Origin of the sequence: Streptomyces sp. R33 (assembly GCF_041200175.1) — a bacterium.
GTDB lineage: Bacteria > Actinomycetota > Actinomycetes > Streptomycetales > Streptomycetaceae > Streptomyces > Streptomyces katrae_B.
Genome location: NZ_CP165727.1, coordinates 3370455 through 3395752, shown reverse-complemented (window position 1 = coordinate 3395752; position 25298 = coordinate 3370455). Strand labels below are relative to the sequence as shown.

Sequence of the window (25298 nt, the reverse complement as noted above, 5' to 3'; positions counted from 1 at the left end):
TGTGAGACGCGGCGCGAGGCGGCGAGGGGGGTCGTACCGTGCCTGGCTTGCAGTACTGCGACGTACATACGAAGCTGCGCGGGACCACTAGCCTTCGCTCAAGCGCTTGTGCCGCTGAGGGGGCCCCTCGTGGAGAAGCGGTACGCATGGACGTACGCATCACGCCGAGGGCGGTCGGGTGGAGCCGATCGGGCCACCGACCGGGCATCCTCATTCGGATGGCCCGCCGAGTATCCGGCAGGCGCATTACCACTGTACCCCGGAATCGCGCAGCTGTGTCGGGTGAATTCACCTGGTAGCCGCGTTTAGGCGGACCGACAGTGACCGCATGCGGTGCCTTGCAGTGCGTTCCGGCGGGCTATTGTGCGGAGCATGTCGACCGTTGAAAACGCATCGCTCTCCGACGACGGCGCCGCCGCCCAGGCGACCGGGATCGCTGCCCAGGACTGGGCGACCGCCTCCGCCTCGCCGCAGTACCGGGCCGCCGTCGTGGACCTGCTGGGCGCACTCGCGTACGGAGAGCTCGCGGCCTTCGAGCGCCTCGCGGAGGACGCGAAGCTCGCACCCACCCTCGACGACAAGGCCGAGCTCGCGAAGATGGCCTCCGCGGAGTTCCACCACTTCGAGCGGCTGCGCGACCGGCTGGCGGCGATCGACGCCGAGCCCACCGCCGCCATGGAGCCCTTCGCCAAGGGCGTCGACGACTTCCACCGCCAGACCGCGCCGTCGGACTGGCTGGAGGGCCTGGTCAAGGCCTACGTCGGCGACTCGATCGCCAGCGACTTCTACCGCGAGGTCGCCAGCCACCTGGACACCGACACCCGCGCCCTGGTCGTGAGCGTGCTGGACGACACCGGCCACGGCGGCTTCGCCGTCGAGAAGGTGCGCGCCGCCATCGAGGCCGACCCGCGTTGCGGCGGCCGGCTCGCGCTGTGGGCCCGCCGGCTGATGGGCGAGGCGCTCTCGCAGGCGCAGCGCGTGGTCGCCGAGCGCGACGCGCTCTCCACCATGCTGGTCGGCGGCGTGGACGGGATGGCGGCCGGCTTCGACCTGGCGGCCGTCGGCGAGATGTTCACCCGGATCACCAAGGCGCACACGAAGCGGATGGCCGCACTGGGCCTCGCCGCCTGATCGTTTTACCTGCTCGTCCCCACGTGCACGTACGTCGGCCCCGGCGCGGAATCCCGCGCCGGGGCCGACGTACGTGGTCACTCGGAGGAGTCCGAGGAGTCCGAAGACCCAGAGGAGTCCGGGGGCCGGTCAGCCCTGCGACGGGAGCGAAAACGGAGCCCGGTGGGATGAGCGCCGGGGCCCTCCGCCGGGACGCAGCAGCAGCGACAGCACCACCGCGGACACCAGCACCGAGCCGATGAGGGTCGCGGTCAGCGTGTTGTGCCCCGGGCCGAGCGCGAACTGCGTGAGGTAGGCCCCGAACAGCGCTCCCAGCATCCCGCTGACCAGCACCACTCTCGGGGACGGCAGCCGCTGTGCGAGCACCCGCACGGCCACTCCGGCCAGGGCGAGGCCCAGGAGGGCAGAGCCGAGCGCTTCCATCAGCAGCATGTGGGCCTCCCGCAGGTCAGGGGCAAACCGGTTCACTGCGGTCCTACCCGAAGCGGAAGAAAGGGAAACGGCCCGGTGGGATCAACCACCGGGCCGTTCCACCCAGTTCTCGGACGCCGGTCGCGCTGCGTCAGAGCGCGCCGAAGCCGACCTTGCGCACGCTCGGCTCGCCCAGGTCGACGTACGACAGGCGGTCGGCCGGCACCAGGACCTTGCGGCCCTTGTTGTCGGTGAGGCTCAGCAGCGGCTCCGAACCGGTCAGCGCGGCGGTGACGATGCGCTCCAGCTCCTCGGCGCTCAAGTCGCTCTCCAGCACGATCTCCCGGGGTGCGTGCTGCACGCCGATCTTGACCTCCACGGCTTTGTCCCTCCGATGGTCGGTTGTGCGCGATCAGCCGCGCCGTACCGGTCCACATTAGCCCGGAGAGGGGACGCGGATGCGGCGGTCCCGACACGCTCGCAGCGAACAGCGACCGCGGTCAGACCGCATCGGGCCGACGGGGCGGGCCTGCCCGGCGGGACGAGGTCAGGCCTGCGCCGCCTGCCCGCCCTCCGTGCCGTGCAGCGGGAAGCCGGCGATACCGCGCCAGGCCAGCGAGGTCAGCAGTCCCACAGCCGTGTCGCGGGCGACCGGGCTCTCGCTGGAGAGCCAGTAGCGGGCCACGACCTGCGAGACCCCGCCCAGGCCCACGGCGAGCAGCATCGACTCGTCCTTGGACAGGCCGGTGTCCTCGGCGATCACGTCGGAGATGGCCTCGGCGCACTGCAGCGAGACGCGGTCGACGCGCTCGCGCACCGCCGGCTCGTTGGTCAGGTCGGACTCGAAGACCAGCCGGAACGCGCCGCCCTCGTCCTCCACGTACGCGAAATAGGCGTCCATGGTCGCGGCCACGCGCAGCTTGTTGTCCGTCGTCGACGCGAGCGCCGTGCGCACGGCGAGCAGCAGGGCCTCGCAGTGCTGGTCCAGCAGCGCCAGGTAGAGGTCGAGCTTGCCCGGGAAGTGCTGGTACAGCACCGGCTTGCTGACTCCGGCACGCTCGGCGATGTCGTCCATCGCCGCCGCGTGGTAGCCCTGCGCGACGAAGACCTCCTGGGCCGCGCCCAGGAGCTGGTTGCGTCGGGCTCGGCGCGGCAGTCGCGTGCCCCGGGGACGCGCTGCCTCCGTCTGCTCGATGGCTGTCACGCCGCCTCCCACTTTCTCTAAGAACACAGTGCGCTCTGCGCCGCGCCGCCATCGTACTTTTCGGTAACCGAATCTGTAGGGTCGAAGCCGAGTTTTCTCGCTGTACGGACCGCCCGGAGGCGCTGGTCAGCGGTGCTCGGCACGGGTACCGCGCGGTAGCTTCGAGCTGGGGTCGCCTCCGGGGCCGCCGGGCCCAGGGGGAGTCAGCGGTAGTCGTCCTCGTCCAGGGTCACCACCCGCGCCTGCTCGACGGCGTCCCCGTCCGCAGCCTCGTCGCGGTCCACCCCGGTGACCCGGTCGTCGTCATCGGGCTGCAACTCGGCCAGCTGCTCCGCCGCATCGGCCTCGGGCGCCTCGGCGTCGAGGGTTTCCCGGGATCGGTCCTGGAAGGTATCCGGCTCTGCCGGGTCGACGGTCATGTGGCTCCCCTTCTTCCCTCACCCCTCGTGGGCCTGCCCTATCTATGAGCCTAGGAGGATCGCGGATACCCCGCTACGCGGATCCCCATGCATCTGTGACGCCGAACACAAGAGTCCGGACGTGATCGTCTCGTAACATTGCCGCATGTCTTCGACCGAGCTGCCGGGTGTGCGATCCACATCCGAGCCGTCCCCCCAGGTGGGAGCCGTCCACGTCGCCGAGGGCGAGCAGCTGCGCACCGCCGTGCTGCCCGGACTGGAGCTCGCCGTCCGGTCCCGGCCCCCGCGGCGCACGGATCTGCCCCCCGCGCTGTTCGTACACGGACTCGGCGGTTCGTCGACGAACTGGTCGGACCTCATGCTGCAGCTGGAGGACACCGTCGACGGCGAGGCGCTCGACCTGCCCGGCTTCGGCTGGTCCCCGCCGCCCGCCGACCGGGACTACTCGGTCACGGCGCTGGCCCGCGCGGTCATCCGGCACCTCGACGCCGACGGCCGCGGCCCCGTGCACCTCTTCGGCAACTCCCTCGGCGGCGCCGTCTCCACCCGTGTCGCGGCCGTCCGCCCCGACCTGGTGCGCACGCTCACGCTGGTCTCACCCGCGCTGCCCGAGCTGCGGGTGCAGAGGTCGGCCGTGCCGACCGCGCTGCTCGCCGTTCCCGGGATGGCCTCCCTGTTCGTCCGGCTGACCCGCGGGCTGACCGCCGAAGAACGCACCCGCGGGGTGACCGCCCTCTGTTACGGGGACCCCTCCCGGGTGACGCCGGAGGGCTTCGGGCACGCCGTCGCGGAGATGGAGCGGCGGATGGCCCTGCCGTACTTCTGGGAAGCGATGACCCGCTCCTCGCGCGGCATCGTCGACGCGTACACCCTCGGCGGCCAGCACGGGCTGTGGCGCCAGGCGCAGCGGGTACTCGCCCCGACCCTGCTGGTCTACGGTGGCCGGGACCAACTGGTCTCGTACCGTATGGCGCAGAAGGCGGCGGCCTCCTTCCGGGGTTCGCGGCTGCTGAGCCTGCCCGAGGCCGGGCACGTGGCGATGATGGAGTACCCCGAGGTGGTGGCGAACGCCTTCCGGGAGCTGCTGCACGACACCGACCGAGATACCGAAGACGGCAGAGGCTGAGGCGCGTGGGACGACATAGTCGCAAGGGGCCCGCTCCGGCCCCCGCCCCTGTCCGCCCGGCGCCGGTGGCGGAACCCGCAGCGGATTTCCCGTACGGGGAGCACGTGGCGTACGGGGAGCAGCCGCCGTACACCGAGTACCCGCCGTATACGGAGCAGCACCCTCCGTACGAGGAGCGCCTTCCGTACCAGGAGCACGCTCCGTACCAGGGGCACCAGGAGAACGAGGAGTACCGGGCACACCAGGAGGCCTTCCCGTACGAGGAGCAGTTCCCGTACGAGGAGCCGCGCGCCGGCCACCCCGAGCAGCGCGAGCCCGGCGGCGCCTGGGGCGCGGGGCCCGACACGGTCTACGGGGACTGGCACGGCGTACCGCGGGCGCGCCGTTCGGCCGCCGCCGTCATGGACAGCGACACGCCCGCCTTCGGCACCCCCGCGGTCGGCTTCCCGCAGGTGACCCTCCCGCAGCCCCCGGCCGACCCCTTCACCTCCACCGGCGCGCACGGCCTGGTGCCGGGACCCCGTGCGCCGATGACCGCGGCAGCCGCGGCGCCGCCCGTGGCGCCTGCAGAGCCTGTGGCTCCGGCCGCCCCCGCCGATCCCGCCGATCCCGGCGAGGAGCAGCCCGGGTCCGGTCGCGGGCGGAAGGTCCGTGCGTACACCGGGATGGCCGCCGCGGCCGTCACCACCGCGCTCGCCGTCGTCGTCGCCGTGCAGATGGCCACCGACGGCGACAGCGGCTCCGCGCCCACCGCCCGGGCCGCCGGCGACAACGCGAAGCGCGCCGAGCCCGGCCAGTCCCCGGCCTCCCGCTCCGACGGCCGGGCGACCCCGGCCGCACCCGCCGTGGAGCTCTCGTACGAGCAGAAGATGGCCCAGCAGCTGCCCATCGACGAGAAGCTGAAGGGACCCGGGACCTTCGACACCGTCCCCGGTGTGGCCCCGGCGCCCGGCAAGGGCAAGAAGATCCGCTACCGGGTCGACGTCGAGCAGGGGCTCGGCCTGGACGCGCAGCTGTTCGCCGAGGCCGTCCACCGCACCCTCAACGACGACCGCAGCTGGGGCCACGGCGGGACGAAGACCTTCGAGCGGGTGCCCGGCGGCGAGGCCGACTTCGTCATCACGCTGGCCAGCCCCGGCACCACCGGCGTGTGGTGCGAGAAGTCCGGTCTGGACACCACCGTCGACAACGTCAGCTGTGATTCCGCTTCCACCGAGCGGGTCATGATCAACGCGTTCCGCTGGGCCCAGGGCTCGCCGACGTACGGCGCGGACCAGATGTTCGCGTACCGGCAGATGCTCATCAACCACGAGGTCGGACACCGGCTCGGGCACGGGCACGTGAACTGCCAGACCCCGGGCTCGCTCGCGCCGATCATGCAGCAGCAGACGAAGTCGCTCGACATCGGCGGCGTCCAGTGCAAGCCCAACCCCTGGGTGTTCCCCGGGAATTGACGGCCGGTGGCGGCGAGCTGCCGCCGTGGCGGGCCCGTCCGCTCCGCACGGAGCGGGAGGGCCGTGAGGGGCCCGAGAGGTGCGAGGGCCGCAGGCCCTTTGTAGCGCGCTCGAACGCGGGCCGCAGGCGAAAGTTACGACTCTTCACCCCTTCCGGTGGCGCGACGGACAACCGTCCGTCGCGTCATCGGCATATCCGCTTGAGTTTCCCGCGGCGGGTCACCGGACCGACGGCGACCGCCTGGACGGGAGATCGGGGGTGCCACTCGTGCGGATCGGAATGCTCACGGAAGGTGGTTATCCGTATGCGACGGGAGAGGCGAGGCTGTGGTGCGACCGGCTGGTCCGCGGGCTGCCGCAGCACGAGTTCGAGCTCTACGCGCTGAGCCGCAGCGCCGAGCAGGAGGAGCGCGGCCGGGTCGTCCTCCCCGAGCACGTCACCCGCGTCTGGACCGCCCCGCTCTGGGCCCCGGCGGACGACGGCCGCACGTACTCCCGGCGTGAGCGCCGGCGTTTCGCCGAGTGCTTCAAGGACCTGGTCCGCGGGATCTGCGCGGGCGAGCCCGAGCCCTTCGCCGCCGGCCTGTACGGGCTCGCCGAACTCGCCCGGGAACAGGGCGGGTTGTACGCGGCCCTGCGCTCCGAGACCGCGGTCCGGGCGGTGGAGTCGGCCTGCCGGGCCCCCGGGGCGCTGCGCTCCGTACAGCGCGCCCAGGTGGCCGACCTGCTGGACTTCGTCGACGAACTGGAGCGGCTGCTGCGGCCGTTGTCCCTCGACTGGTACGAGGACCTGCGGGAGGTCGACGTCTGCCACGCGGCCGCGGGCGGGGTGGCCGCGCTCCCCGGCCTGCTGGCCAAACGCTTCTTCGGGGTCCCGCTGCTGGTCACCGAGTACGGGGTCCAGCTGCGGGCCCACTACCTGGAGCACTCGGCGGACGCTTCCCCCGGGCAGGGAGGCCCCGGGGCCACGGGAGCGGGCCGAGGCGCCCCCCGGCCCGCCGTCCGGGCCCTGCTCGCGGCCTTCCACATGCGGCTGGCGGCCGAGATCTACGCCCGGGCCGACCTCCTGACCCCCGGCAACGCGCACGCCCGGCGCTGGCAGGAGCGCTGCGGCGCCACACGGGACCGGCTGCAGACGGTGTACCCGGGGATGGAGGCGGACCGATTCGCCACCGTCGGCGAGGACCCGGACTGCGGGGACCCGGACACCCTGGTCTGGGTCGGCCGGATAGAGCCGGCCAAGGACCTGATCGCGCTGCTGCACGCCTTCGCCGAAGTGCGCAGGGCCGCCCCGGACACCCGGCTGCGGATCTTCGCGACCGCCGCGGTCCCCGGCTACCTCGCCGACTGCCGCTCGCTCGCCGCGCAGCTCTTCCCCGACGAGGCCGCCGACGCCGTCACGGCCGGGGAGAACCCCGTCACCTTCGAGGAGATCGGCGGGCCCGAGGCCCCCTCGCCGGCCGACGCCTACGGGTCCGGGCGGGTGGTCGTGCTGTCCTCGGTGATCGAGGGCTTCCCGATCACCCTCGCCGAAGCGATGCTCTGCGGCCGGGCCACCGTGTCCACCGACGTCGGCGCCGTGTGCGAGGTCATCGGCGGCACCGGCCTCGTCGTCCCGCCGCGCAATCCGCGGGCGCTGGCCGACGCCTGCCTGTCGCTGCTGCGGGACCCCGAGCGGGCCCAACGGCTCGGTGCGGCCGCCAGGGCCCGGGCCCTGGAGCTGTTCACCGTCGAGCAGAACGTGGCCGCCTTCAAGGAGATCTACCTGCGGTTGCTGGCCGGGGGACCGGCTCGGCCCGACGGCGGGATCCCCTTCGAGCAGCCCCCCGAGGCCCGGGTCCCGGGCCACTGGACGAGCCCCACCTGGGCGGCTCCGGCCGCGGCTGCCGACCGGACCCCGGCGGCCCCGGCCGGCGCGCCGGGTGCGGGTCCGGGCGCGGGCGAGGCCCGGGGCGCCGGCCCGGCTCCGGCCACCACCACGACCACGGAGGCGACGGTATGACCCTGGACGAAGCCGCCCCCGTCGCCCCGGCCCCCCGCCGCAGGGCCGGCGGGGATCCCGTCAAGACGCTGCTGCACCGGCACCGGGCCCTCTGCGAGCGGGCCGTGGACCCGCTGGAGATCGCCGCCGGGCTCGAGGTGCAGGGCATCACCGACCGCACCGCCGCGCGCTTCCGGCACCGGGACGTGTTCTCGCTGGCCGAGGAGCTCTACGCCCGCACCCCGCGCGGGGACGAGCCGGTCGCGCCCCGTACCGTCCGCCCGTCCGACGCCCGGGCGTTACGCGGCTTCGGGTACGCCCTGCTCCCCGGAGCCCTCGCGCTCGGGGCCGCCGCCGCCGGGGTTCCGTACGCCGGGCCCGTCGCCGTACTCGCCACCGTCGCCGCCCTGGTGTGGCCCCGGCGGACCGGGTGGGCCGGGCGGGCCGCCGCGGGGCGGTTCCCGTACGCCGCGCTGCTGCTCGCCGCGGCCGTCGTCGGCTGGGCGGTGCACCGCCACGGGACGCCCCTCGGAGCCGGCCTCGCACTGGCCGCGGCCCCCGGCCACCTGGTCGGCGCCGTGTACGCCGCCCGCGCCCGCAGCCGGCTCGCCGGCAGCCGAGCCCTGGAGGACTTCGCCGACCGGGCCCGGCCGCTGCTGGTCGCGGCCGCCCTGGCCTTCGCCGCGACCGCCGCGGGGGCGGCCGCGCTCGCCGGGACCCCGCCGGGCGTGGCCGTACCGCTCGCCGTACTGCTCTTCCTGACCCGGCTGCTGCTCGTACACGGCGCCCCGCGCGGGCCCCTCGCCGCAGCCCTGGCCCTCGCCCTGGTCCCGACCCCGCCGGCGGTGATCGCCGCCGCGGCGGGGCTCCTCGTACACGCCGTCCTCGTGCTGTCCCGCGCATCCGCGCACGCCCGGCCCTGAGCCGGAGCGTCCCCTTACCGCCGCCGCTCCCCGGAGCCGTACCCACCCCTACCCCCGACCCCCTGCCCATCGACCAAGGAGACACAGGATGACCGGCCAGCCAACCAACCGAGGGGCCGCGCGATGAGGGTGCTGCTGATCGGAGCCAACGGATACCTCGGCCGCTACGTCGCCGACCGGCTGCTCGCCGACCCCGCCGTCCAGCTCACCGCCCTCGGCCGCGGCGACGACGCGGACGTCCGCTTCGACCTCGCCACCGGCAGCCCCGGCGCCCTCACCCGGTTCCTCGACGCCGTCCATCCGGGCGTGGTCATCAACTGCGCCGGCGCCACCCGCGGCGGGGCCCGGGAGCTGACCCGGCACAACACCGTCGCCGTGGCCACCATCTGCGAATCCCTGCGCCGCAGCGGCTGCGGGGCCCGCCTCGTCCAACTCGGCTGCGCTGCCGAGTACGGTCCCAGCCAGCCCGGCTCGTCCACGGCCGAGGACGCCGTGCCGAGACCGGGCGGACCGTACGGCGTGAGCAAGCTCGCCGCCACCGAGCTGGTGCTCGGCTCGGGGCTGGACGCGGTCGTCCTGCGGATCTTCTCGCCCGTCGGACCCGGCACCCCCGCCGGATCCCCGCTCGGCCGGCTCGCCGAGGCCATGCGGCGCGCGATGCAGAACGGGGACGGCGAGCTCAAGCTCAGCGGGCTCGGGGTCCAGCGCGACTTCGTGGACGTACGGGACGTGGCGCGGGCCGTGCACGCCGCCTCGCTCTCCGCCGCCCAGGGCGTCGTCAACATCGGCACCGGGCGCGCGGTCCGGCTGCGCGACGCGGCGGCGGTACTGGCCCGGGTCGCCGGGTACGGAGGCGCCCTGCACGAGCTCGACGTACCGCAGCAGGGGCAGCACGGGCAGGGACACGGCCACGGACCCGGTCACGCGGCCGGGCACGGCGCCGGCCACGGCCACGGGCTCGGGCCCCAGGGCCGCTCGCCCGGGCTCGCCGCCATCGGCGCCCCGCGCTCCGAGGCGACGGCCGAACAGCTCGCCGCCGGCGGCGCGGCGCCCGCGTACCCGTACCCCGACGGCTGCGGCGCCTGGCAGCAGGCCGACGTGCGCACGGCCCGGGACCGGCTCGGCTGGCGGCCCCGGATCAACCTGGAGGAGTCCCTCGCGGACATCTGGATGGAGGCGGCGTGCCGCATCTGACGACGGCAGCCACGGCGGCCGCCGCGACCGAGGCGGGCCGCCTCGGCCTCGGCGTCCCCGGCTACGCCCACCCGCTGCTCGCCCCGGTCGAATGGGCCGAGCTGACCCGGCCCGGGACCCCGCTGCACTGGACGGTGCTCAACGTCACGGACGGGCCGGGCGGCCGGCCCGACCCGCACTGCACGGAGGCTGCGGCCAAGCTCCGGGAGGCCGGCGGCACCATGCTCGGTCATCTCGCGATGCGGGACGGGGCGCGGTCGTTCGGCGAGCTGGTCTCCGACGCCCACCGCTTCCTCGACTGGTACCGGGTGGGCGGCTTCTACCTGGCCGACGCCCCGGCGGACGAGGCCGAACTGGCCGAGGTGCGCCGGGTCGCCGACACCCTGCGCGGGCTCGGCGACGGCCTCCGCATCGTGCTGGGACACGGCACGCACCCGTACGAGGGCTACGCGGAGGCGGCCGACCAACTGGTCACCTTCTCCGGGGCCTGGTCGGACTACCGCTGGTCGCAGGTGGCGGAGTGGACCGCCGAGTACCCGCCCGAGCGCTTCTGCCACCTGGTCCACGGGGTGCCGCGGACGCACCTGGAGGAGGCCGTCCGGATCGCCCGCTGGCAGGGCGCCGGCACGATCTGGTTCACGGACCGGGGAGGCGCCGCCGGGCGCGATCCGTGGGCCTCGATGCCCGCGTACTGGGACGAAATCGTCTCGCGGATCGGGACGGGTGTCTCGGAATGAAAGGGGCCGTGGCAGTGTTACGGGATAGAACAACCTACAAATGCTCCCCGCGTCCGCGGGGATGACCCTGGAGTCCCCGTGTCGCTGCCACCCCTGGTCGAGCCAGCTGCTGAGCTCACCGTTGACGAGGTCCGCCGGTACTCGCGTCACCTGATCATCCCCGACGTCGGGATGGACGGCCAGAAGCGCCTGAAGAACGCCAAGGTGCTGGCCGTGGGTGCGGGCGGCCTCGGTTCCCCCGCCCTCATGTACCTGGCCGCGGCCGGTGTGGGCACGCTGGGCATCGTGGAGTTCGACGAGGTCGACGAGTCGAACCTGCAGCGCCAGATCATCCACAGCCAGTCGGACATCGGCCGGTCCAAGGCCGAGTCCGCCCGTGACAGCGTGCTGGGCATCAACCCGTACGTGAACGTGGTCCTTCACGAAGAGCGGCTCGAGGCCGAGAACGTGATGGAGATCTTCAGCCAGTACGACCTCATCGTCGACGGCACGGACAACTTCGCCACGCGCTACCTCGTCAACGACGCGTGCGTACTGCTGAACAAGCCGTACGTGTGGGGCTCGATCTACCGCTTCGACGGCCAGGCCTCGGTCTTCTGGTCCGAGCACGGGCCGTGCTACCGCTGCCTGTACCCGGAGCCGCCGCCGCCGGGCATGGTCCCGAGCTGCGCCGAGGGCGGGGTGCTGGGCGTGCTCTGCGCGTCCATCGGGTCCATCCAGGTGACGGAGGCCATCAAGGTCCTCACCGGCGTCGGCGAGCCGCTGGTCGGCCGCCTGATGATCTACGACGCCCTGGAGATGCAGTACCGCCAGGTCAAGGTCCGCAAGGACCCCGACTGCGCGGTGTGCGGCCCGAACGCGACGGTCACCGAGCTCATCGACTACGAGGCCTTCTGCGGCGTCGTGTCGGAGGAGGCGCAGGAGGCGGCGCTCGGCTCCACGATCACTCCGAAGCAGCTCAAGGAGTGGATCGACAACGACGAGCCGATCGAGATCATCGACGTCCGCGAGATCAACGAGTACGAGATCGTCTCGATCCCCGGCGCGAAGCTGATCCCCAAGGGCGAGTTCCTGATGGGCACCGCCCTCCAGGACCTCCCGCAGGACAAGCGCATCGTCTTGCACTGCAAGACGGGTGTCCGCAGTGCGGAAGTCCTCGCGGTCCTGAAGTCCGCGGGCTTCGCGGACGCGGTACACGTCGGCGGCGGTGTGATCGGCTGGGTCCACCAGATCGAGCCCGAGAAGCCGGTCTACTAGGTCTACTAGGTCTACTCGTCACGTCCCGGAGGGGGCCTTCCGCGCAGCCGCGGAAGGCCCCCTCGGTGTGTCAGGCGCCCTGCGGCGGGGGCTCCGGTGCGACGGGCGTCCCGGAGGGGTTCTGCGAAGCGGTGCAGACCGTGTCGGCGGCGGGGACCTTCCCGTCCAGCAGGTAGGAGTTCACCGCCTGCTGCACGCACTTGTCGCCGCTGTTGTACGCCCCGTGCCCCTCGCCCTTGTACGTGAGCTCCACACCGACGCCGGGGCCGAGCCGCTCCACCATCTTGCGGGCGCCCTCGTACGGGGTGGCCGGGTCGCCGGTGTTGCCGATCACCAGGATGGGCGCGGCGCCGGGGGCCGAGACGTCCGGGGTCTCCCAGGCGCCCGGGACCGGCCAGTCGGTGCAGCTCATCAGGGCCCAGCCGAGGAAGTCCCCGAAGACGGGAGAGGCGGCGCGGAAGGCCGGCAGCTTCGCCTTCGTCTGCTCGAGCGTGAACCGGTCCTTGAAGTCGGCGCAGTTGATCGCCGTGTTGGCGGCGCCGATGTTGCTGTAGTGCCCCTGCTGGTCACGGCCGTTGAGCGCGTCGGACAGCGTCATCAGCAGCTGCCCCTGCCCGCCTTCGGCCTCGTCCAGCCCCTGCTCCAGCAGCGGCCACAGCTCCTGGGAGTACAGGGCCTGCGCGATGCCGTTGGTCGCGGCGGAGTCGGTGAGCATCCGCGTGCCGATGCCGGGGATGGGCTTGTCGGCCAGGCTCTTCTGCAGCTTGATGATGTTGTCCTCGATCTCCTTGGCGGTGCTGCCCTGGAGCCGGCACTCGTCGCCGCGGTTCACGCAGTCCTGCGCGAAGTTGCCGAGGGCCAGCTGGAACCCCTTGGCCTGGCCCAGTGCCCCCTCCTCGGAGGTCTTGGTCGGATCGACGACGGCGTCGAAGACGGCCCGGCCGACGTTCTTCGGGAAGAGGTGGGCGTAGACCCCGCCGAGCTCGGTGCCGTAGGAGATCCCGAAGTAGTTCAGCTTGTCGTCGCCGAGGGCCTGGCGGATCCGGTCGAGGTCGCGGGCGGCGTTCTCGGTGCCGACGTACGGCAGCAGGCGGCCGGAGTTGTCCTTGCAGGCCTGCTGGTACTTGTCGATGTTGCCGACGAAGGCCTTCTCCTCGGCCGGTGTCTCGGGGCTGGAGTCCTGGGCGTAGTAGGCGTCGAGCTGCTTGTCGTCCTCGCACCGGACGGGGGCGCTGCGGCCGACGCCGCGCGGGTCGAAGCTCACGAGGTCGTACCGCGAGCGGAGGGCCTCGTACTCCTTGGCGGCGCCGGGCAGCGTACTGATCCCGGACCCCCCGGGACCGCCGAAGTTGAACACGAGCGACCCGAGCCGCTTGCCCTTGTCCCGCGCCTTGGCCCGGATCAGCGCGAGCGGAATGGTCTCGCCCTCGGGCTTGGCGTAGTCGAGGGGCACGTGGAGCGTGGCGCACTCCCAGTCCTTGGGCGGCGCCTGCCCCCCGCCTTCGGCGACGGTGGGCGCCTCGCACTCCCCCCACTTCAGCGGCGCGGCACCCGGGGTCCCGCCGGCCTCGGGCTTCTTCTCGCTCTCGTCGGAACACCCACTGACCCCGGCCAGCCCAAGGGCAACGACAACGGCAACGGCACCCCGCAGGAGGTTTCTCGACATGCCCCCATCCTGCGACCGCCCCACCCGCCCCGCCCCTGCGCTGACCCATTCGGGGCGCCGTGGTCAGAGGTGACCTGGGCGACTTCAACGGTCGGAAACGCTGACGAGCAGTTCCTTGAGGCCGATCCGCCCTGCTCCGCTGCCAGCGAGGGTGATTTTGGCCAGCGGGCCGCGCCGCCTGGTTTCCGGCCGGGGCGGGTACCAGCGGAGCGCGGTCAGCAGAACCTCGACGCCGGGCACACCGACGGCTCGGAACACCATGCCGACCTCTGCCTCACCGGTGAGGCTTTCCGCCACGCACAGCAGCTCCTCGGCGGAGCTCCTGGCGAGCTGGGTCACGTACAGCCGCGCCGCGGTCGGCGGTGCGGGCTGCGCGGCGATCGCCTGAATGATGAGTTCGATGTCCTCGGACGCGGCGACACAGAACTCCTGGTCGTGCTGGCTGATGGCCGCTGCGAGATCATTGAGGCCGGCTCCATCCGGACCGGACTCGTTGATCAGCCTCGCCGGCACAATCAATGAGTTCTTCTTTTCGTCGAAGAGCCAGGCGATGTTTCGCGGTGCATCTCGCACCACAGAGGCGAACATTCCCTTCAGCTCCGGGTGTGGCTCGCTAAAACGCCAACCGAGCGTGGGTGCCTGGACGAGCCCGGTGGTGCGATTGATTTCGCTGGTGGACTTGAGCCAGACCACAGGCGCGAATCGCTCAAGGGCCGCCTTGGCGCGCTGGAAGCGCGACAGTGGTTCCTCCGTGGTCACCTCCACTGCGTGTTCCTGCGTAGCTGCCGCAGCGCGTTCAGGTCGGCCGGGCCTTCCAATCGTATGACTCGCTCGGGGTTCTGCGATCGCAGAGCCCGCTCGTAGTCTCCTCGTGGTACTGGATCCGGACTCAGGGTCGGGTCGAGCGCACATATTGAGACGGCGTCAGGAGTGGAGGGCCGCCAAGCCCGGCGCAGCCGGGGTGTGCGACGGCGCCGCAGCCGCAGCCCTGCTGCCGCGGCCCGGCACCCCCGACCCCGCGGAGCTAGATGGCTTCCTTGCGGGTCAGGTAGTTGAACGAGATCCAGCCCGGCAGCACCGGCAGCCAGAACGTCATCAGGCGGAACAGCAGCACCGCCGAGATGGCGACCTCCTTGTCCAGCCCGGCGGCGATCAGGCCCAGCGTCAGGGTCGTCTCCACCGCGCCGATACCGCCCGGCGTCGGCGCCGCGGACCCCAGGGCGTTGCCCGCAAGGAAGACCACCGCGATGCTCGCGTAGCTGATGGCCTGGCCGCCCCCGAACGCCCGGATCGACGCGTCCAGGCACATCACGAAGCAGCCGGTCAGCAGCAGCATGCCGCCGATGCCCGTCATGAGCTTCTGCGGCCGCTGGAGCACGTCCAGCATGCGCGGCACGACACCCGCGAACAGCGCCCGCACCCGCGTCGCCACGAACTTCCGCAGGATCGGCACCGCCGTCACCACCAGCACCAGCACCGCCACCGTCAGCAGACCCGCGATGACCGTCCGGGACGGGGTCATCTCCGGGGTCTTCTCGGTGCCCGTCAGGTAGCCGAAGGCCAGCAGCAGCAGGATGTGGCTCGCCAGCCCGAACAGCTGCGAGGCACCCACGCTCGCCACCGCCAGCCCCGGCCGGATCCCGGCCCGCTGCAGGAACCGCGTGTTCAGTGCGACACCGCCGACCGCCGCCGGTGCCACCAGCTTCACGAAGGACCCCGCCACCTGCGCGACCACCGTCCGCAGGAACGGCACCCGCTCCGGCACGAAGCCCAGCAGGCTCATGGCCGCCGCGAAGTACGTCAGGGCCGAGAAGGCCAGCGCGGCCCCCACCCAGCCCCACTCCGCCTCGCCGACGATCGTCGCGAAGTCCACGTGCGCCAGCTGCGTGAGCAGGAAATACGCACCGAACGCGCCCGCGATGAACGACACCAGCGTGCGCGGCCGGATCCGCTCCAGCCGGGCCGGCTCCACCGGCGCCTGTGGGCGGATCAGCAGCACCTGCTGGCGGATCTGGCTCAGCAGGTCCTCCTCGCGGGCCCCGTCGAGCGCGTCGTCCAGCGCCTTCTTCTCGGCCTTCTTCTCCGCGGCCGTGACCGCCGCCGCCTTGGCCCCGGGCTTGCCCGCCTTGCCCGTCTGCCGGTCCGGCTTCGCCTCCTCCGCAGCCGCCTCGCGTGCCGCCTTCGCCGCCCGCGAAGACTCCAGTACGGCCTCCCGCTGCCGGTCGGCCCGCTCCCGGGCCAGCCTGCGCAGCGTCGCCCGGGTGGAGCGGCTCAGTGCGATCGGCTGGAGCAGCGGCAGGCAGTCCGCCACCGCGTCCGGGCCGAGCACCGACACCGCCGAGGCCACCGCGCGCTCCGCGCCGACCCGCAGGCCGAGCGTGGTCAGCAGCTGCGCGATGTCCATCCGGAGCACCAGGTCGCCGGCCGCGATCTCGCCGCCGCGCAGGTCGGTGAGGACGACATTGCCGGAACGATCCACCACGAGCGCGTCGCCGGTGAGCCGCCGGTGCGCGATCCGCCGCGACTGGAGGGCCCGTACCTGCTTCCACGTGCTGCGGGTCAGGTCGTCGGTGATCTCCTCGTCGGCGAGCGCGTCGAGGGGCCGGCCGTCCAGGTGCTCGTACACGAGCATCACGGCGTCCGGGCCGAGTTCGGAGGTGGCGATCAGCTTCGGCGCGTTGGCCCCGGCCGCGATGGCCGCGTACGCGAGGAGCGCCTCCTGCTCCAGTGCCTGGCGCAGCGACTGGAGGCTGCGCCGGGTCGTGATGCCGCGCAGGGTGAGCCGGCGCCAGACCCGGTAGAAGAACCCGTGCGCCTGCTGCTCGCGGTCGACGACGGTGACGTCGAGCGGCGGGCCGTCCTCCAGCGTGACGTGGTACCGGCGGCCCCGGTCGCTCACCTCCGAGGCGTCGGCGCCGTCCGGGAGCTCCGCGCGCATGGCGCTGACCGGCTTGAAGCCGACCCGGCGCAGGCCGGCGAGGAGGGTCTGCCCGGTGGGGCGGACGTTCGGCGAGCCGACGGCGTACAGGGTCCCGTACGCGACGCTCCAGCCGATCAGCACGGTCAGGATGATCGAGAACGGGGTGGTGTACCCGCTGACCAGCATCGCGAAGGCGTCGAGCAGCAGCACCACCCACAGCGCGACCCGCCAGCGCGGCCTGCGGGTCATGCCGACGGCGGTCATGTACGCGATGACGGGCGCGAGGTAGCCGTGCACCGGGTCGGTGATGGGGCCGCCGACGCTGGTGGGACGGGTGAGGGCTTCCTGGATGGTGTCGGAGGCGGCCTGGGAGACCCACAGGTCCGTGGCCAGGGTGACGCCGTGCGCGAGGACCGCGGCGAGCACGCCGTCGGCGATGCGCAGTCCGTCCCGCTTGATCAGCCGCTCGATGGCGAAGGCCACGGGTACGAGCAGCACGGCGATGCTGGACACCAGCCCGGCGACCTTGATCAGCAGATCGGGCGCGGCACCGGTGCCCTGGGAGATGTCGGCTTCGAGGCCGGCGGTGGTGCGGTGGGCGAAGGCGGCGATGGCGAGGACGACGGCGATGCCGAGGACACCGACGAGCAGGCGTACGAGGTCGGAGGGGCGGTGGACGCGGGCGGCGAGCAGCGGCTCGTCGACCTCGACCTGGTCGGCGGGCGCGGAGGCGCGCCCGTGCGGCCCGTCGGCGCCGGGCTCGTTCCCGGCTCCGGCTGCATCCTCGGCTCCGGCTCCGGCTCCGGCGTTGGCCCGGGCCCGGGGGCCGGGTGCGGCCCGGCCGGGGGGCTCGTCGGGGAGCTTCCCGGGCCCGGGCCCGGGGTGCGGGTCCGGGCGCGTGCCGTCGTCCTCAGCCGCGCCGTCCGGAGGACTCACACCCTGCTCCTTCGTCGTCACTTCCGTCTCTTCTTGATCACGTATCACCAGTCACCGCCCGGAAGATGGTGGCACGGACCGACCGGCGGGCGGGTCATCAGGGTGCGCGCCGGTACGGAAGGAAACCTTCCGGGAACCGGTCCGTGATGTACGGCACCATGGGCGGAATGAGCGAAGAGCTGCCCGCGTACGCGGAGCGGGTGCTGGAGGCGGCCGAGCGGATTCCGCCCGGCCGGGTGATGACGTACGGGGACGTCGCCGAATGGCTCGGCGAGGGCGGGCCGCGCCAAGTCGGGCGCGTGATGGCCCTGTACGGGGGAGCCGTGCCCTGGTGGCGGGTGGTCCGGGCGGACGGACGACCGCTGCCCGGCAGCGAGCACCGGGCCCTGGAGCACTACCGCGCGGAGGCCACCCCGCTGCGGCTGACCGCCGACGGCGAGGCCCGGCTGAACATGCCGCGGGCGCGCTGGGACGGGCCGGAGGAGCACGCCGCACGGGACGAGGGTCACATCTGACAGCTTGGTCCATGCGGAGCCCGGGCGGGCGGTCGAGCGCCCGTACGGGCGACGGTACGGGGGACGGTCCGGGGGACCGGCGAGCAGTGCTGCGGCCCCCCTGCCCCTGCCCCGGGGAACTGCGCGGGACCCGCCGGTTGCCGTAGCGTTGCCTCTTCGGCAAGCGCGGCAGCGGCCGCGGAGCCCGCAGCGAGTGCAGCAGCCGCAGTAACCGCAGACCCACCAGGACCTGGACCGGCACCCCACGTGATCACCTCTCCATCCGACCGCTCCGAGCGGCGGCGTACGCGGACCCCTGACGCGTACCGCCTCGTGCGCACCGGGCCGCAGCGGGTGGATCCCCCTGTTCTGGACGCAGCGCAGCAGGCGGTGGTTGATCACGCCCACGGGCCGCTTCTCGTCCTGGCCGGACCGGGCACCGGGAAGACGACCACGCTGGTCGAGGCGGCCGCGGCCCGTGTCGAAGCCGGGACGGACCCCGCCCGGATCCTGATCCTCACCTTCAGCCGCAAGGCGGCGGTGGAGCTGCGCGACCGGGCCGCCCTGCGGCTCGGCGGGGCGCGGGCTCCGCAGGCCACCACTTTCCACTCCTTCTGCTACGGGCTGGTCCGCGCCCACCAGGACACCGACCTGTTCGCGGATCCGCTGCGCCTGCTGTCCGGTCCGGAGCAGGACGTGACCGTCCGCACCCTGCTGGAGGGCCAGCGGCACATCCGGTCCATCCGCTGGCCGGACGACCTGCGGGCCGCGCTGACCACGCGCGGCTTCGCCGACGAGGTCCGCGCGGTGCTCGCCCGCGCCCGCGAGCTGGGCCTCGGCCCGACGGCGCTGGACGCGTTCGCTACCCGGCTGGGCCGCCCGGACTGGAAGGCGGCGGCCGCGTTCCTCTCCGAGTACCTGGACGTCCTCGACATGCAGGGCACGCTGGACTACGCGGAGCTGGTCCACCGGGCGGTCCTGCTGGCGGAACGCACCCCGTCCCTCACCGGCGCCTACGACGTGATCTACGTGGACGAGTACCAGGACACGGACGCCTCCCAGATGCGCCTGCTGCGGGCCCTGGCCGGGCCGGCGGGCACGCTGGTCGCGTTCGGCGACCCGGACCAGTCGATCTACGCCTTCCGCGGCGCCGACATCAACAACATCCTGGACTTCGAGGGTTCCTTCCCGGGCGCGTCGGTGCACGCCCTGACGGTGGCCCGGCGCTCGGGCGCCGACCTCCTGGCGGCGACCCGCCTCCTGACCACCCGCATGCCGGTCCCGCGCCTCCCCTCGGAGGCGGTCCGCGCCCACCGCGCCCTGACCCCGGTCCGGGAGGGCGGCGCGGTGGAGGTGTTCACGTACCCCACGGCCGGGGCCGAGCTGGACAACATCGCCGACATCCTGCGCCGCGCGCACCTGGAGGACGGCGTTCCGTGGCAGGACATGGCCGTCCTGGTCCGCGCCGGCGGCCGCACCCTCCCGGCGATGCGCCGCGCCCTTATCTCGGCGGGAGTCCCGGCGGAAACGGACGGCTCGGACACCCCCCTGCGCCACGAACCGGCGATCACCCCCCTCCTCACAGCCCTCCGCACGGCCGCCACCCCGGCCACGGCCGACGGCCGCCCCTCCCCGGCCCCGGCCTCCGCCGCCGCGGACACGGCCGGCCCCGGCCTGCCCGGCCCCGGCACCGCACCGGACTGCGAGCCCGCCGCCGCCGACGACGGTGCCCCCGGGCCTTCCGCGGGCGACGGCGGCGAAGCCGAGCGTTCCGACGGCGAGGGCGGCGACGGCGCCGGGTCCGGGCACGCCTCGGGCGAGGGCGAAGGGTGGGTCGGGGTCGAGGCGGCGCTGGCGCTGCTGAGTTCGCCGCTCGGCGGGATGGACGCCGCCGATCTGCGGCGGCTCGGGCGGGCCCTGCGCGACGAGGAGCGGGCCGCCGGCATCAAGGTGCCGGCCCCCTCCGACGTCCTGCTCGCCCGCGCCCTCGCCGAGCCCGAACGGCTCACCGCCCACGACCCCGCCTACGCCCGCGGAGCACAGCGCCTCGGCCTGCTCCTGCGCAAGGCCCGCGAGCTCCTCCAGGGCGGCGGCACCGCCGAGGAGGCCCTGTGGACCCTCTGGGAGGGCACCCCCTGGCCCCAGCGCCTGGAGCGGGGCGCCCGCCGCGGCGGCGCGGCCGGCCGCAACGCCGACCGCGATCTCGACGCCGTCTGCGCGCTCTTCGACACCGCCGCCCGCGCCGAGGAGCGCACCGGCGGCCGCGGCGCCCTCAACTTCCTCGAACAGCTCGAGGCCGAGGACATCGCCGCCGACACCCTCACCACCCGCGCCACCCGCTCCGAGGCCGTCCGCCTCATGACCGCCCACCGTTCCAAGGGCCTGGAGTGGCGGCTCGTCGTCGTGGCCGGCGTACAGGAAGGGCTCTGGCCCGACCTGCGCCGACGCGGCTCCCTCCTCGAAGCCGACCGCATCGGCCGGGACGGCCTCGCCGAGCCCCTCACCCCCGGCGCGCTGCTCGCCGAGGAGCGCCGCCTCTTCTACGTCGCCGCCACCCGCGCCCGCGACCGCCTCGTCGTCACCGCCGTCAAGGCCCCCGCAGAGGACGGCGACCAGCCCTCCCGCTTCCTCACCGAACTCGGCGTCACCCCCAAGGACGTCAGCGGCCGACCCCGCCGGCCCCTCGCCGTCCCCGCGCTCGTCGCCGAGCTGCGCGCCACCACCGTCGACCCCGACGCCTCGCCCGCGCTGCGCGACGCCGCCGCCCGCCGCCTCGCCCGCCTCGCCGCGCTCACCGACGAGGACGACCGCCCGCTGGTCCCCGCCGCGCACCCGCAGCGCTGGTGGGGGCTGTACGAGCCCACCCGCAGCAGCGTCCCGCTGCGCGACCGGGACCGGCCCGTCACGCTCTCCGGCAGCGCCCTGGACCAGCTCGCCAACACCTGCTCCCTCCAGTGGTTCCTCGGCCGCGAGGTCAAGGCAGATGCCCCCTCCACCGCCGCGCAGGGCTTCGGCAACGTCGTCCACGTCCTCGCCGACGAGGTCGCCTCCGGCCGCACCCCCGCCGATCTCGCCGTCCTGATGGAACGCCTCGACTCCGTCTGGGACGCCCTCGCCTTCGACGCCCCCTGGAAATCCCGCCAGGAGAAGGACAACGCCCGCGCCGCCCTGGAGCGCTTCCTGCGCTGGCACACAACCGACCGCGCGGGCAGGGCGGCCGTGGCCACGGAGCACGCGTTCGACGTCACGCTCGAAGCGGGCGACCACACCGTCCGGATCCGGGGCTCCATGGACAGGGTCGAATCGGACCCCCAGGGGCGTGCGTACGTCGTGGACTTCAAGACCGGCAAGGCCGCGCCCACGAAGGACGAGGTCGCGCGGCACCCCCAGCTCGCCGTGTACCAGCTCGCCGTACGCGAAGGCGCCGTCGACGAGGTCTTCGACGGGCTGCGCCCCGAAGCGGGCGGTGCCGAGCTGGTACAGCTGCGCCAGGGCGCCGCCCAGCGCGACGGCGGCGACGCGGTGCCCAAGATCCAGGCGCAGCAGCCGCTGAACGGCGAATGGGTCGGCGACCTGCTCGCCACCGCCGCCGGCCGGGTCCTGGACGAGCGCTTCGCGCCCGCCACCGGCAAGCACTGCGACCACTGCTCCTTCCGCAGCTCGTGCAGCGCCCGCCCGGAGGGCCGGCAGACGGTGGAGTGAGTCACACGGCCGCAGCCTCGGGGCAACCGGCGGCTGGCCGGTGGCCGACCGGCCGGTGAGACGGCGGACGGGAGTGTCCGTGGGTCCGGCTAGCCTCTTCACGTGTCCGCGCGTCCGTCCGTCCTCACCGACCCCGAACAGCTCAAGGAGCTCCTCGGCATCCCCTTCACGCCCGAGCAGCTGGCCTGCATCACCGCCCCGGCCGCCCCGCAGGTCATCGTGGCCGGCGCCGGCTCCGGCAAGACCACGGTCATGGCCGCCCGCGTGGTCTGGCTGGTCGGCACCGGAGCGGTCGCGCCCGAGCAGGTCCTCGGCCTGACCTTCACCAACAAGGCCGCCGGCGAGCTCGCCGAGCGCGTGCGCAAGGCCCTCGCGCGGGCCGGCATCACCGACCCGGACCCTCCCCCCGGCTTCGCCGGGCCCGACGCGGCCGGCGGCGAGCCGCGCATCTCCACGTACCACGCCTTCGCCGGCCAGCTCCTGAAGGACCACGGCCTGCGCATCGGCCTGGAGCCCAGCGCCCGCCTCCTTGCCGACGCCAACCGCTTCCAGCTCGCCGCGCGCGTGCTCCGCGAGGCGCCCGGCCCGTACCCGGCGCTCACCAAATCCGTCCCCGACCTGGTCAGCGACCTGATCGCGCTCGACGGCGAACTCTCCGAGCACCTGGTCACCCCGGCCGAGCTGCGCGCGTACGACACGGAGCTCCTCGACGCCCTCGCCGGCGCCAAGCTCACCAACGACGACCTGCGCAAGGTCCCCGAGGCCGTGCGCGGCCGCCTCGAGCTGCTGGAGCTGACCGAGCGCTACCGCACCGCCAAACGCTCCCGCGACCTGCTCGACTTCAGCGACCAGATAGCCCTCTCCGCGCAGCTCGCCACCACCCGGCCCGAGGTCGGGGCGCTGCTGCGCGAGGAGTTCCGGGTGGTCCTGCTCGACGAGTACCAGGACACGTCCGTGGCCCAGCGCCTCCTGCTGTCCGGCCTGTTCGGCGCAGGCAGCGGACACGCCGTGACCGCCGTCGGCGACCCCTGTCAGGCGATCTACGGCTGGCGCGGAGCGTCCGTGGCCAACCTGGACGACTTCCCCGAGCACTTCCCGCACGCCGACGGCAGCCCCGCGACCCGGTTCTCGCTGAGCGAGAACCGGCGCAGCGGCGGCCGCCTCCTCGACCTGGCCAACGAGCTGGCCGCCCCGCTGCGGTCCATGCACGAGGGCGTCGAAGCGCTGCGCGCGGCGCCGGGGGAGGAGCAGGCCGGCACCGTCCGCTGCGCCCTGCTCAACACGCACGCCGAGGAGCTGGAGTGGCTCGCGGACTCGGTCGCGCACCTGGTCCGTACGGGGACGGAGCCGCGCGAGATCGCGGTGCTGTGCCGGTCCGCGCGGGACTTCGCGCAGATCCAGGCCGTACTGGTGGCCCGGGACGTGCCCGTGGAGGTCGTCGGGCTCTCCGGGCTGCTGCACCTGCCGGAGGTCGCGGACCTGGTCGCGGTGTGCGAGGTGCTCCAGGACCCGGGGGCCAACGCCTCCCTGGTCCGGCTCCTCATCGGCCCGCGCTGGCGGATCGGTGCCCGCGACCTGGCGCTGCTGGGCCGCCGGGCGCGGCAGCTGATCGGCCGCACGGCGGGCGAGGTGGACCCGGACGAGCGCCTCGCGGCGGCGGTGGAGGGCGTGGACCCGGCGGAGATCGTCTCGCTGGCGGACGCGCTGGAGACGTTCCTCGACGGCTCCGGCTCTGCCGCGGACGACCTGCCGTTCTCTGCCGCGGCCCGGATCCGTTTCGCGCACCTGGCCCAGGAGCTGCGCGACCTGCGGCGTTCGCTCTCCGACCCGCTGATGGACGTACTGCACCGGGTGCTGGCCGCGACCGGCCTCGACGTGGAGCTGTCGGCGTCGCCGCACGCGCTGGCGGCCCGGCGCCGCGAGTCGCTGTCCGGCTTCCTGGACGTGGCGGCCGGCTTCGCGTCGCTGGACGGCGAGGCGTCCCTGCTGGCCTTCCTCGGCTTCCTGCGCACGGCGGTCCAGTACGAGAAGGGCCTGGACCACGCCCTGCCCGGCGGGGAGAACACGGTGAAGGTGCTCACCGCCCACAAGTCCAAGGGGCTGGAGTGGGACGTGGTGGTGGTCCCGGACCTCTGCGCGGGCTCGTTCCCGAAGGAGAAGGCCCCGGAGCCGTGGACCTCGTACGCCAAGGTCCTGCCGTACGGTCTGCGCGGCGACGCGGCCACCCTCCCGGCCGATCCGGCGTGGACCTCGGCAGGCCTGAAGTCCTTCAAGGCCGCCCTGAAGGAGCACAAGGCGGTGGAGGAACTCCGCCTGGGCTACGTGACGTTCACCCGCCCGCGCTCGCTCCTCCTGGCCTCGGCGCACTGGTGGGGCCCGACGCAGAAGAAGCGCCGCGGCCCGTCCCCGTTCCTCTCCTCCCTCCACGACCACTGCGTGGCGGGCCACGGCGAGATCGAAGCCTGGGCGCAGGAACCGGATCCGGACGCGGAGAACCCGTCCCTGGCCACGGAGTCCACCCCGGACCGGTCCTGGCCGCTGCCCCTGGACCCGGATTCCCTCAGGCTCCGCCGCGAGGCAGCGGCCCTGGTCGAGTCCCACCTGGCGGCCCCGGCACCGGATCCGGCCCCGGCACCGGACCCCTACGTCTGGCCGCCGCACTGCGAGGACCCGTCGTACGCGGACGAACCCGCCTCTGCCGATACCGACCTGTGGGCGGCGGACGCCCCCTGGGCCGCCCCGGCCACCGCCCCGCACGTCCCGCACGCGCGTGCCGAGGCGGGCGCCGACCTCTGGGCCGGAGACGACGCCCTGCCCGAGCCGGACGACGCCGACCTCTGGGCGGCGGACGCGGCCTTCGCCGCCGCCCCGAGCGACGGCGCGGCGGCGGCGCCCGCCCGCGCCGGGGCCGGCTCCGGTGCGCCGGACTCCGAGGACCCGTGCGCCGCGGACCCGTGCGCCGCGGACCCGCCCGGCGTCACAGCCGCGCCCGGGGTCCGGGGCGCCGCACGGCTCACGCCCGAGGAGGCCCGGGCCATCGCATCCTGGGACCGGGACCTCGACGCCCTCGAGGGCGAGCTCCGGCGTGCCCGCGCCGCCGTGCGCGACGTCGAGCTGCCCGCCGCCCTCTCCGCCAGCCAGCTCCTGCGCCTCGCCGCGGACGAGCAGGGCTTCGCCCGCGACCTCGCCCGCCCCATGCCCAAGCCCCCGCAGCCCGCGGCCCGCCAGGGCACGCGCTTCCACGCCTGGGTCGAGTCCCGGTTCGACGAGCTCCCGCTGCCGCTCCTCGACGTCCTCGACCCCGCCACCGAGCTGCCCGGCTCCGATCAGGAGATCGCCGACGAGGCCGACCTCGACTCCCTCAAGGCCGCCTTCGAGCGCAGCGAGTACGCCGAGCGCACCCCCCACCGCATGGAGGTCCCGGTCCAGCTCACCCTCGCCGGCCGCGTCGTCCGCGGCCGGATCGATGCCGTGTACCGCAACGACGACGGCTCGTACGAGATCGTCGACTGGAAGACCGGCCGCACCACCGAGGCCGACCCCCTCCAGCTCGCCGTCTACCGCCTGGCCTGGGCGGAAGCCACCGGCACGCCCCTCGACCGGGTCGCCGCCGCCTTCCTGCACGTCCGCAGCGGCCGCGTGATCAGGCCCCGCAACCTCCCCGACCGGGCCCGTCTTGAGCGGATCCTCCAAGGCGAACCGGCCACGGACAGTGACCGGCAACCCGACAGTTAGGCTCAGGG

Annotated in this window: 18 protein-coding genes; 11 read left to right on the top strand and 7 right to left on the bottom strand. The window is 73.8% G+C overall.

The annotated features are described in order from the left end of the window. Positions 1-372 precede the first annotated feature (372 nt). Positions 373-1131, top strand: a complete 759-nt coding sequence (locus AB5J51_RS15265; RefSeq protein WP_369777892.1) for a ferritin-like fold-containing protein — start codon at positions 373-375, stop codon at positions 1129-1131. 129 nt (positions 1132-1260) lie between these two features. On the opposite strand, the gene AB5J51_RS15260 is transcribed toward AB5J51_RS15265, so the two are convergent. The 4 genes from AB5J51_RS15260 to AB5J51_RS15245 all read right to left on the bottom strand — a co-directional run bounded on the left by AB5J51_RS15260 (position 1261) and on the right by AB5J51_RS15245 (position 3165). Further along, a complete protein-coding gene (locus AB5J51_RS15260; RefSeq protein WP_030291175.1) occupies positions 1261-1563 on the bottom strand; it encodes a hypothetical protein in 303 nt (100 codons plus the stop codon). A 130-nt stretch (positions 1564-1693) separates the two neighbouring features. Further along, positions 1694-1921 (bottom strand): DUF3107 domain-containing protein, encoded by a 228-nt coding sequence (locus AB5J51_RS15255; protein ID WP_030153467.1) that lies wholly within the window; start codon positions 1919-1921, stop codon positions 1694-1696. Positions 1922-2089: 168 nt separating this feature from the next. Next, the gene (locus AB5J51_RS15250; RefSeq protein WP_030291179.1) at positions 2090-2746 is read right to left on the bottom strand and encodes a TetR/AcrR family transcriptional regulator; all 657 of its coding nucleotides are present in this window, start codon (positions 2744-2746) and stop codon (positions 2090-2092) included. A gap of 203 nt (positions 2747-2949) precedes the next feature. Then, complete coding sequence (locus AB5J51_RS15245; RefSeq protein WP_053784570.1) at positions 2950-3165, bottom strand: hypothetical protein; 216 nt, start codon at positions 3163-3165, stop codon at positions 2950-2952. 145 nt (positions 3166-3310) lie between these two features. On the opposite strand from AB5J51_RS15245, the gene AB5J51_RS15240 reads away from it, so the two are divergent. The 7 genes from AB5J51_RS15240 to moeZ all read left to right on the top strand — a co-directional run bounded on the left by AB5J51_RS15240 (position 3311) and on the right by moeZ (position 11837). Beyond that, positions 3311-4291 carry an alpha/beta fold hydrolase gene (locus AB5J51_RS15240; protein WP_053784571.1) on the top strand — a complete coding sequence of 327 codons (981 nt, stop codon included), beginning with the start codon at positions 3311-3313 and terminating at the stop codon, positions 4289-4291. A gap of 5 nt (positions 4292-4296) precedes the next feature. Further along, positions 4297-5745 (top strand): DUF3152 domain-containing protein, encoded by a 1449-nt coding sequence (locus tag AB5J51_RS15235; protein ID WP_369777891.1) that lies wholly within the window; start codon positions 4297-4299, stop codon positions 5743-5745. A 268-nt stretch (positions 5746-6013) separates the two neighbouring features. Next, positions 6014-7747, top strand: coding sequence for a GT4 family glycosyltransferase PelF (gene pelF, locus AB5J51_RS15230; protein ID WP_369777890.1), 1734 nt, complete (start codon positions 6014-6016; stop codon positions 7745-7747). Continuing rightward, complete coding sequence (locus tag AB5J51_RS15225) at positions 7744-8649, top strand: hypothetical protein (RefSeq protein ID WP_053784574.1); 906 nt, start codon at positions 7744-7746, stop codon at positions 8647-8649. Before pelF ends, AB5J51_RS15225 begins: the two co-directional genes overlap by 4 nt. Before the next feature lie 123 nt (positions 8650-8772). Continuing rightward, entirely contained in the window at positions 8773-9843 is a 1071-nt protein-coding gene (locus AB5J51_RS15220) for an NAD-dependent epimerase/dehydratase family protein (protein ID WP_053784575.1), read from the top strand. Continuing rightward, positions 9831-10580, top strand: coding sequence for a spherulation-specific family 4 protein (locus tag AB5J51_RS15215; protein ID WP_053784576.1), 750 nt, complete (start codon positions 9831-9833; stop codon positions 10578-10580). Before AB5J51_RS15220 ends, AB5J51_RS15215 begins: the two co-directional genes overlap by 13 nt. 78 nt (positions 10581-10658) lie before the next feature. Next, entirely contained in the window at positions 10659-11837 is a 1179-nt protein-coding gene (moeZ, locus tag AB5J51_RS15210; protein ID WP_030291201.1) for an adenylyltransferase/sulfurtransferase MoeZ, read from the top strand. Between the two features lie 70 nt (positions 11838-11907). Here the strand turns inward: moeZ and AB5J51_RS15205 are convergent, their stop codons facing one another. From AB5J51_RS15205 to AB5J51_RS15195, 3 genes are all read right to left on the bottom strand, one after another. Beyond that, entirely contained in the window at positions 11908-13503 is a 1596-nt protein-coding gene (locus AB5J51_RS15205) for an alpha/beta hydrolase (RefSeq protein WP_369777889.1), read from the bottom strand. A gap of 84 nt (positions 13504-13587) precedes the next feature. After that, complete coding sequence (locus AB5J51_RS15200) at positions 13588-14268, bottom strand: hypothetical protein (RefSeq protein ID WP_369777888.1); 681 nt, start codon at positions 14266-14268, stop codon at positions 13588-13590. A 259-nt stretch (positions 14269-14527) separates the two neighbouring features. Beyond that, complete coding sequence (locus tag AB5J51_RS15195; RefSeq protein ID WP_369777887.1) at positions 14528-17407, bottom strand: YbhN family protein; 2880 nt, start codon at positions 17405-17407, stop codon at positions 14528-14530. Positions 17408-17517: 110 nt separating this feature from the next. Between AB5J51_RS15195 and AB5J51_RS15190 the strand changes: the two genes are divergently transcribed. The 3 genes from AB5J51_RS15190 (at position 17518) to AB5J51_RS15180 (ending at position 25290) form a co-directional block, all read left to right on the top strand. Next, positions 17518-17874, top strand: a complete 357-nt coding sequence (locus AB5J51_RS15190; protein WP_279592279.1) for an MGMT family protein — start codon at positions 17518-17520, stop codon at positions 17872-17874. Positions 17875-18123: 249 nt separating this feature from the next. Beyond that, a complete protein-coding gene (locus AB5J51_RS15185; protein ID WP_369780257.1) occupies positions 18124-21555 on the top strand; it encodes an ATP-dependent helicase in 3432 nt (1143 codons plus the stop codon). Positions 21556-21657: 102 nt separating this feature from the next. After that, a complete protein-coding gene (locus AB5J51_RS15180; RefSeq protein ID WP_369777886.1) occupies positions 21658-25290 on the top strand; it encodes a UvrD-helicase domain-containing protein in 3633 nt (1210 codons plus the stop codon). Positions 25291-25298 lie beyond the last annotated feature (8 nt).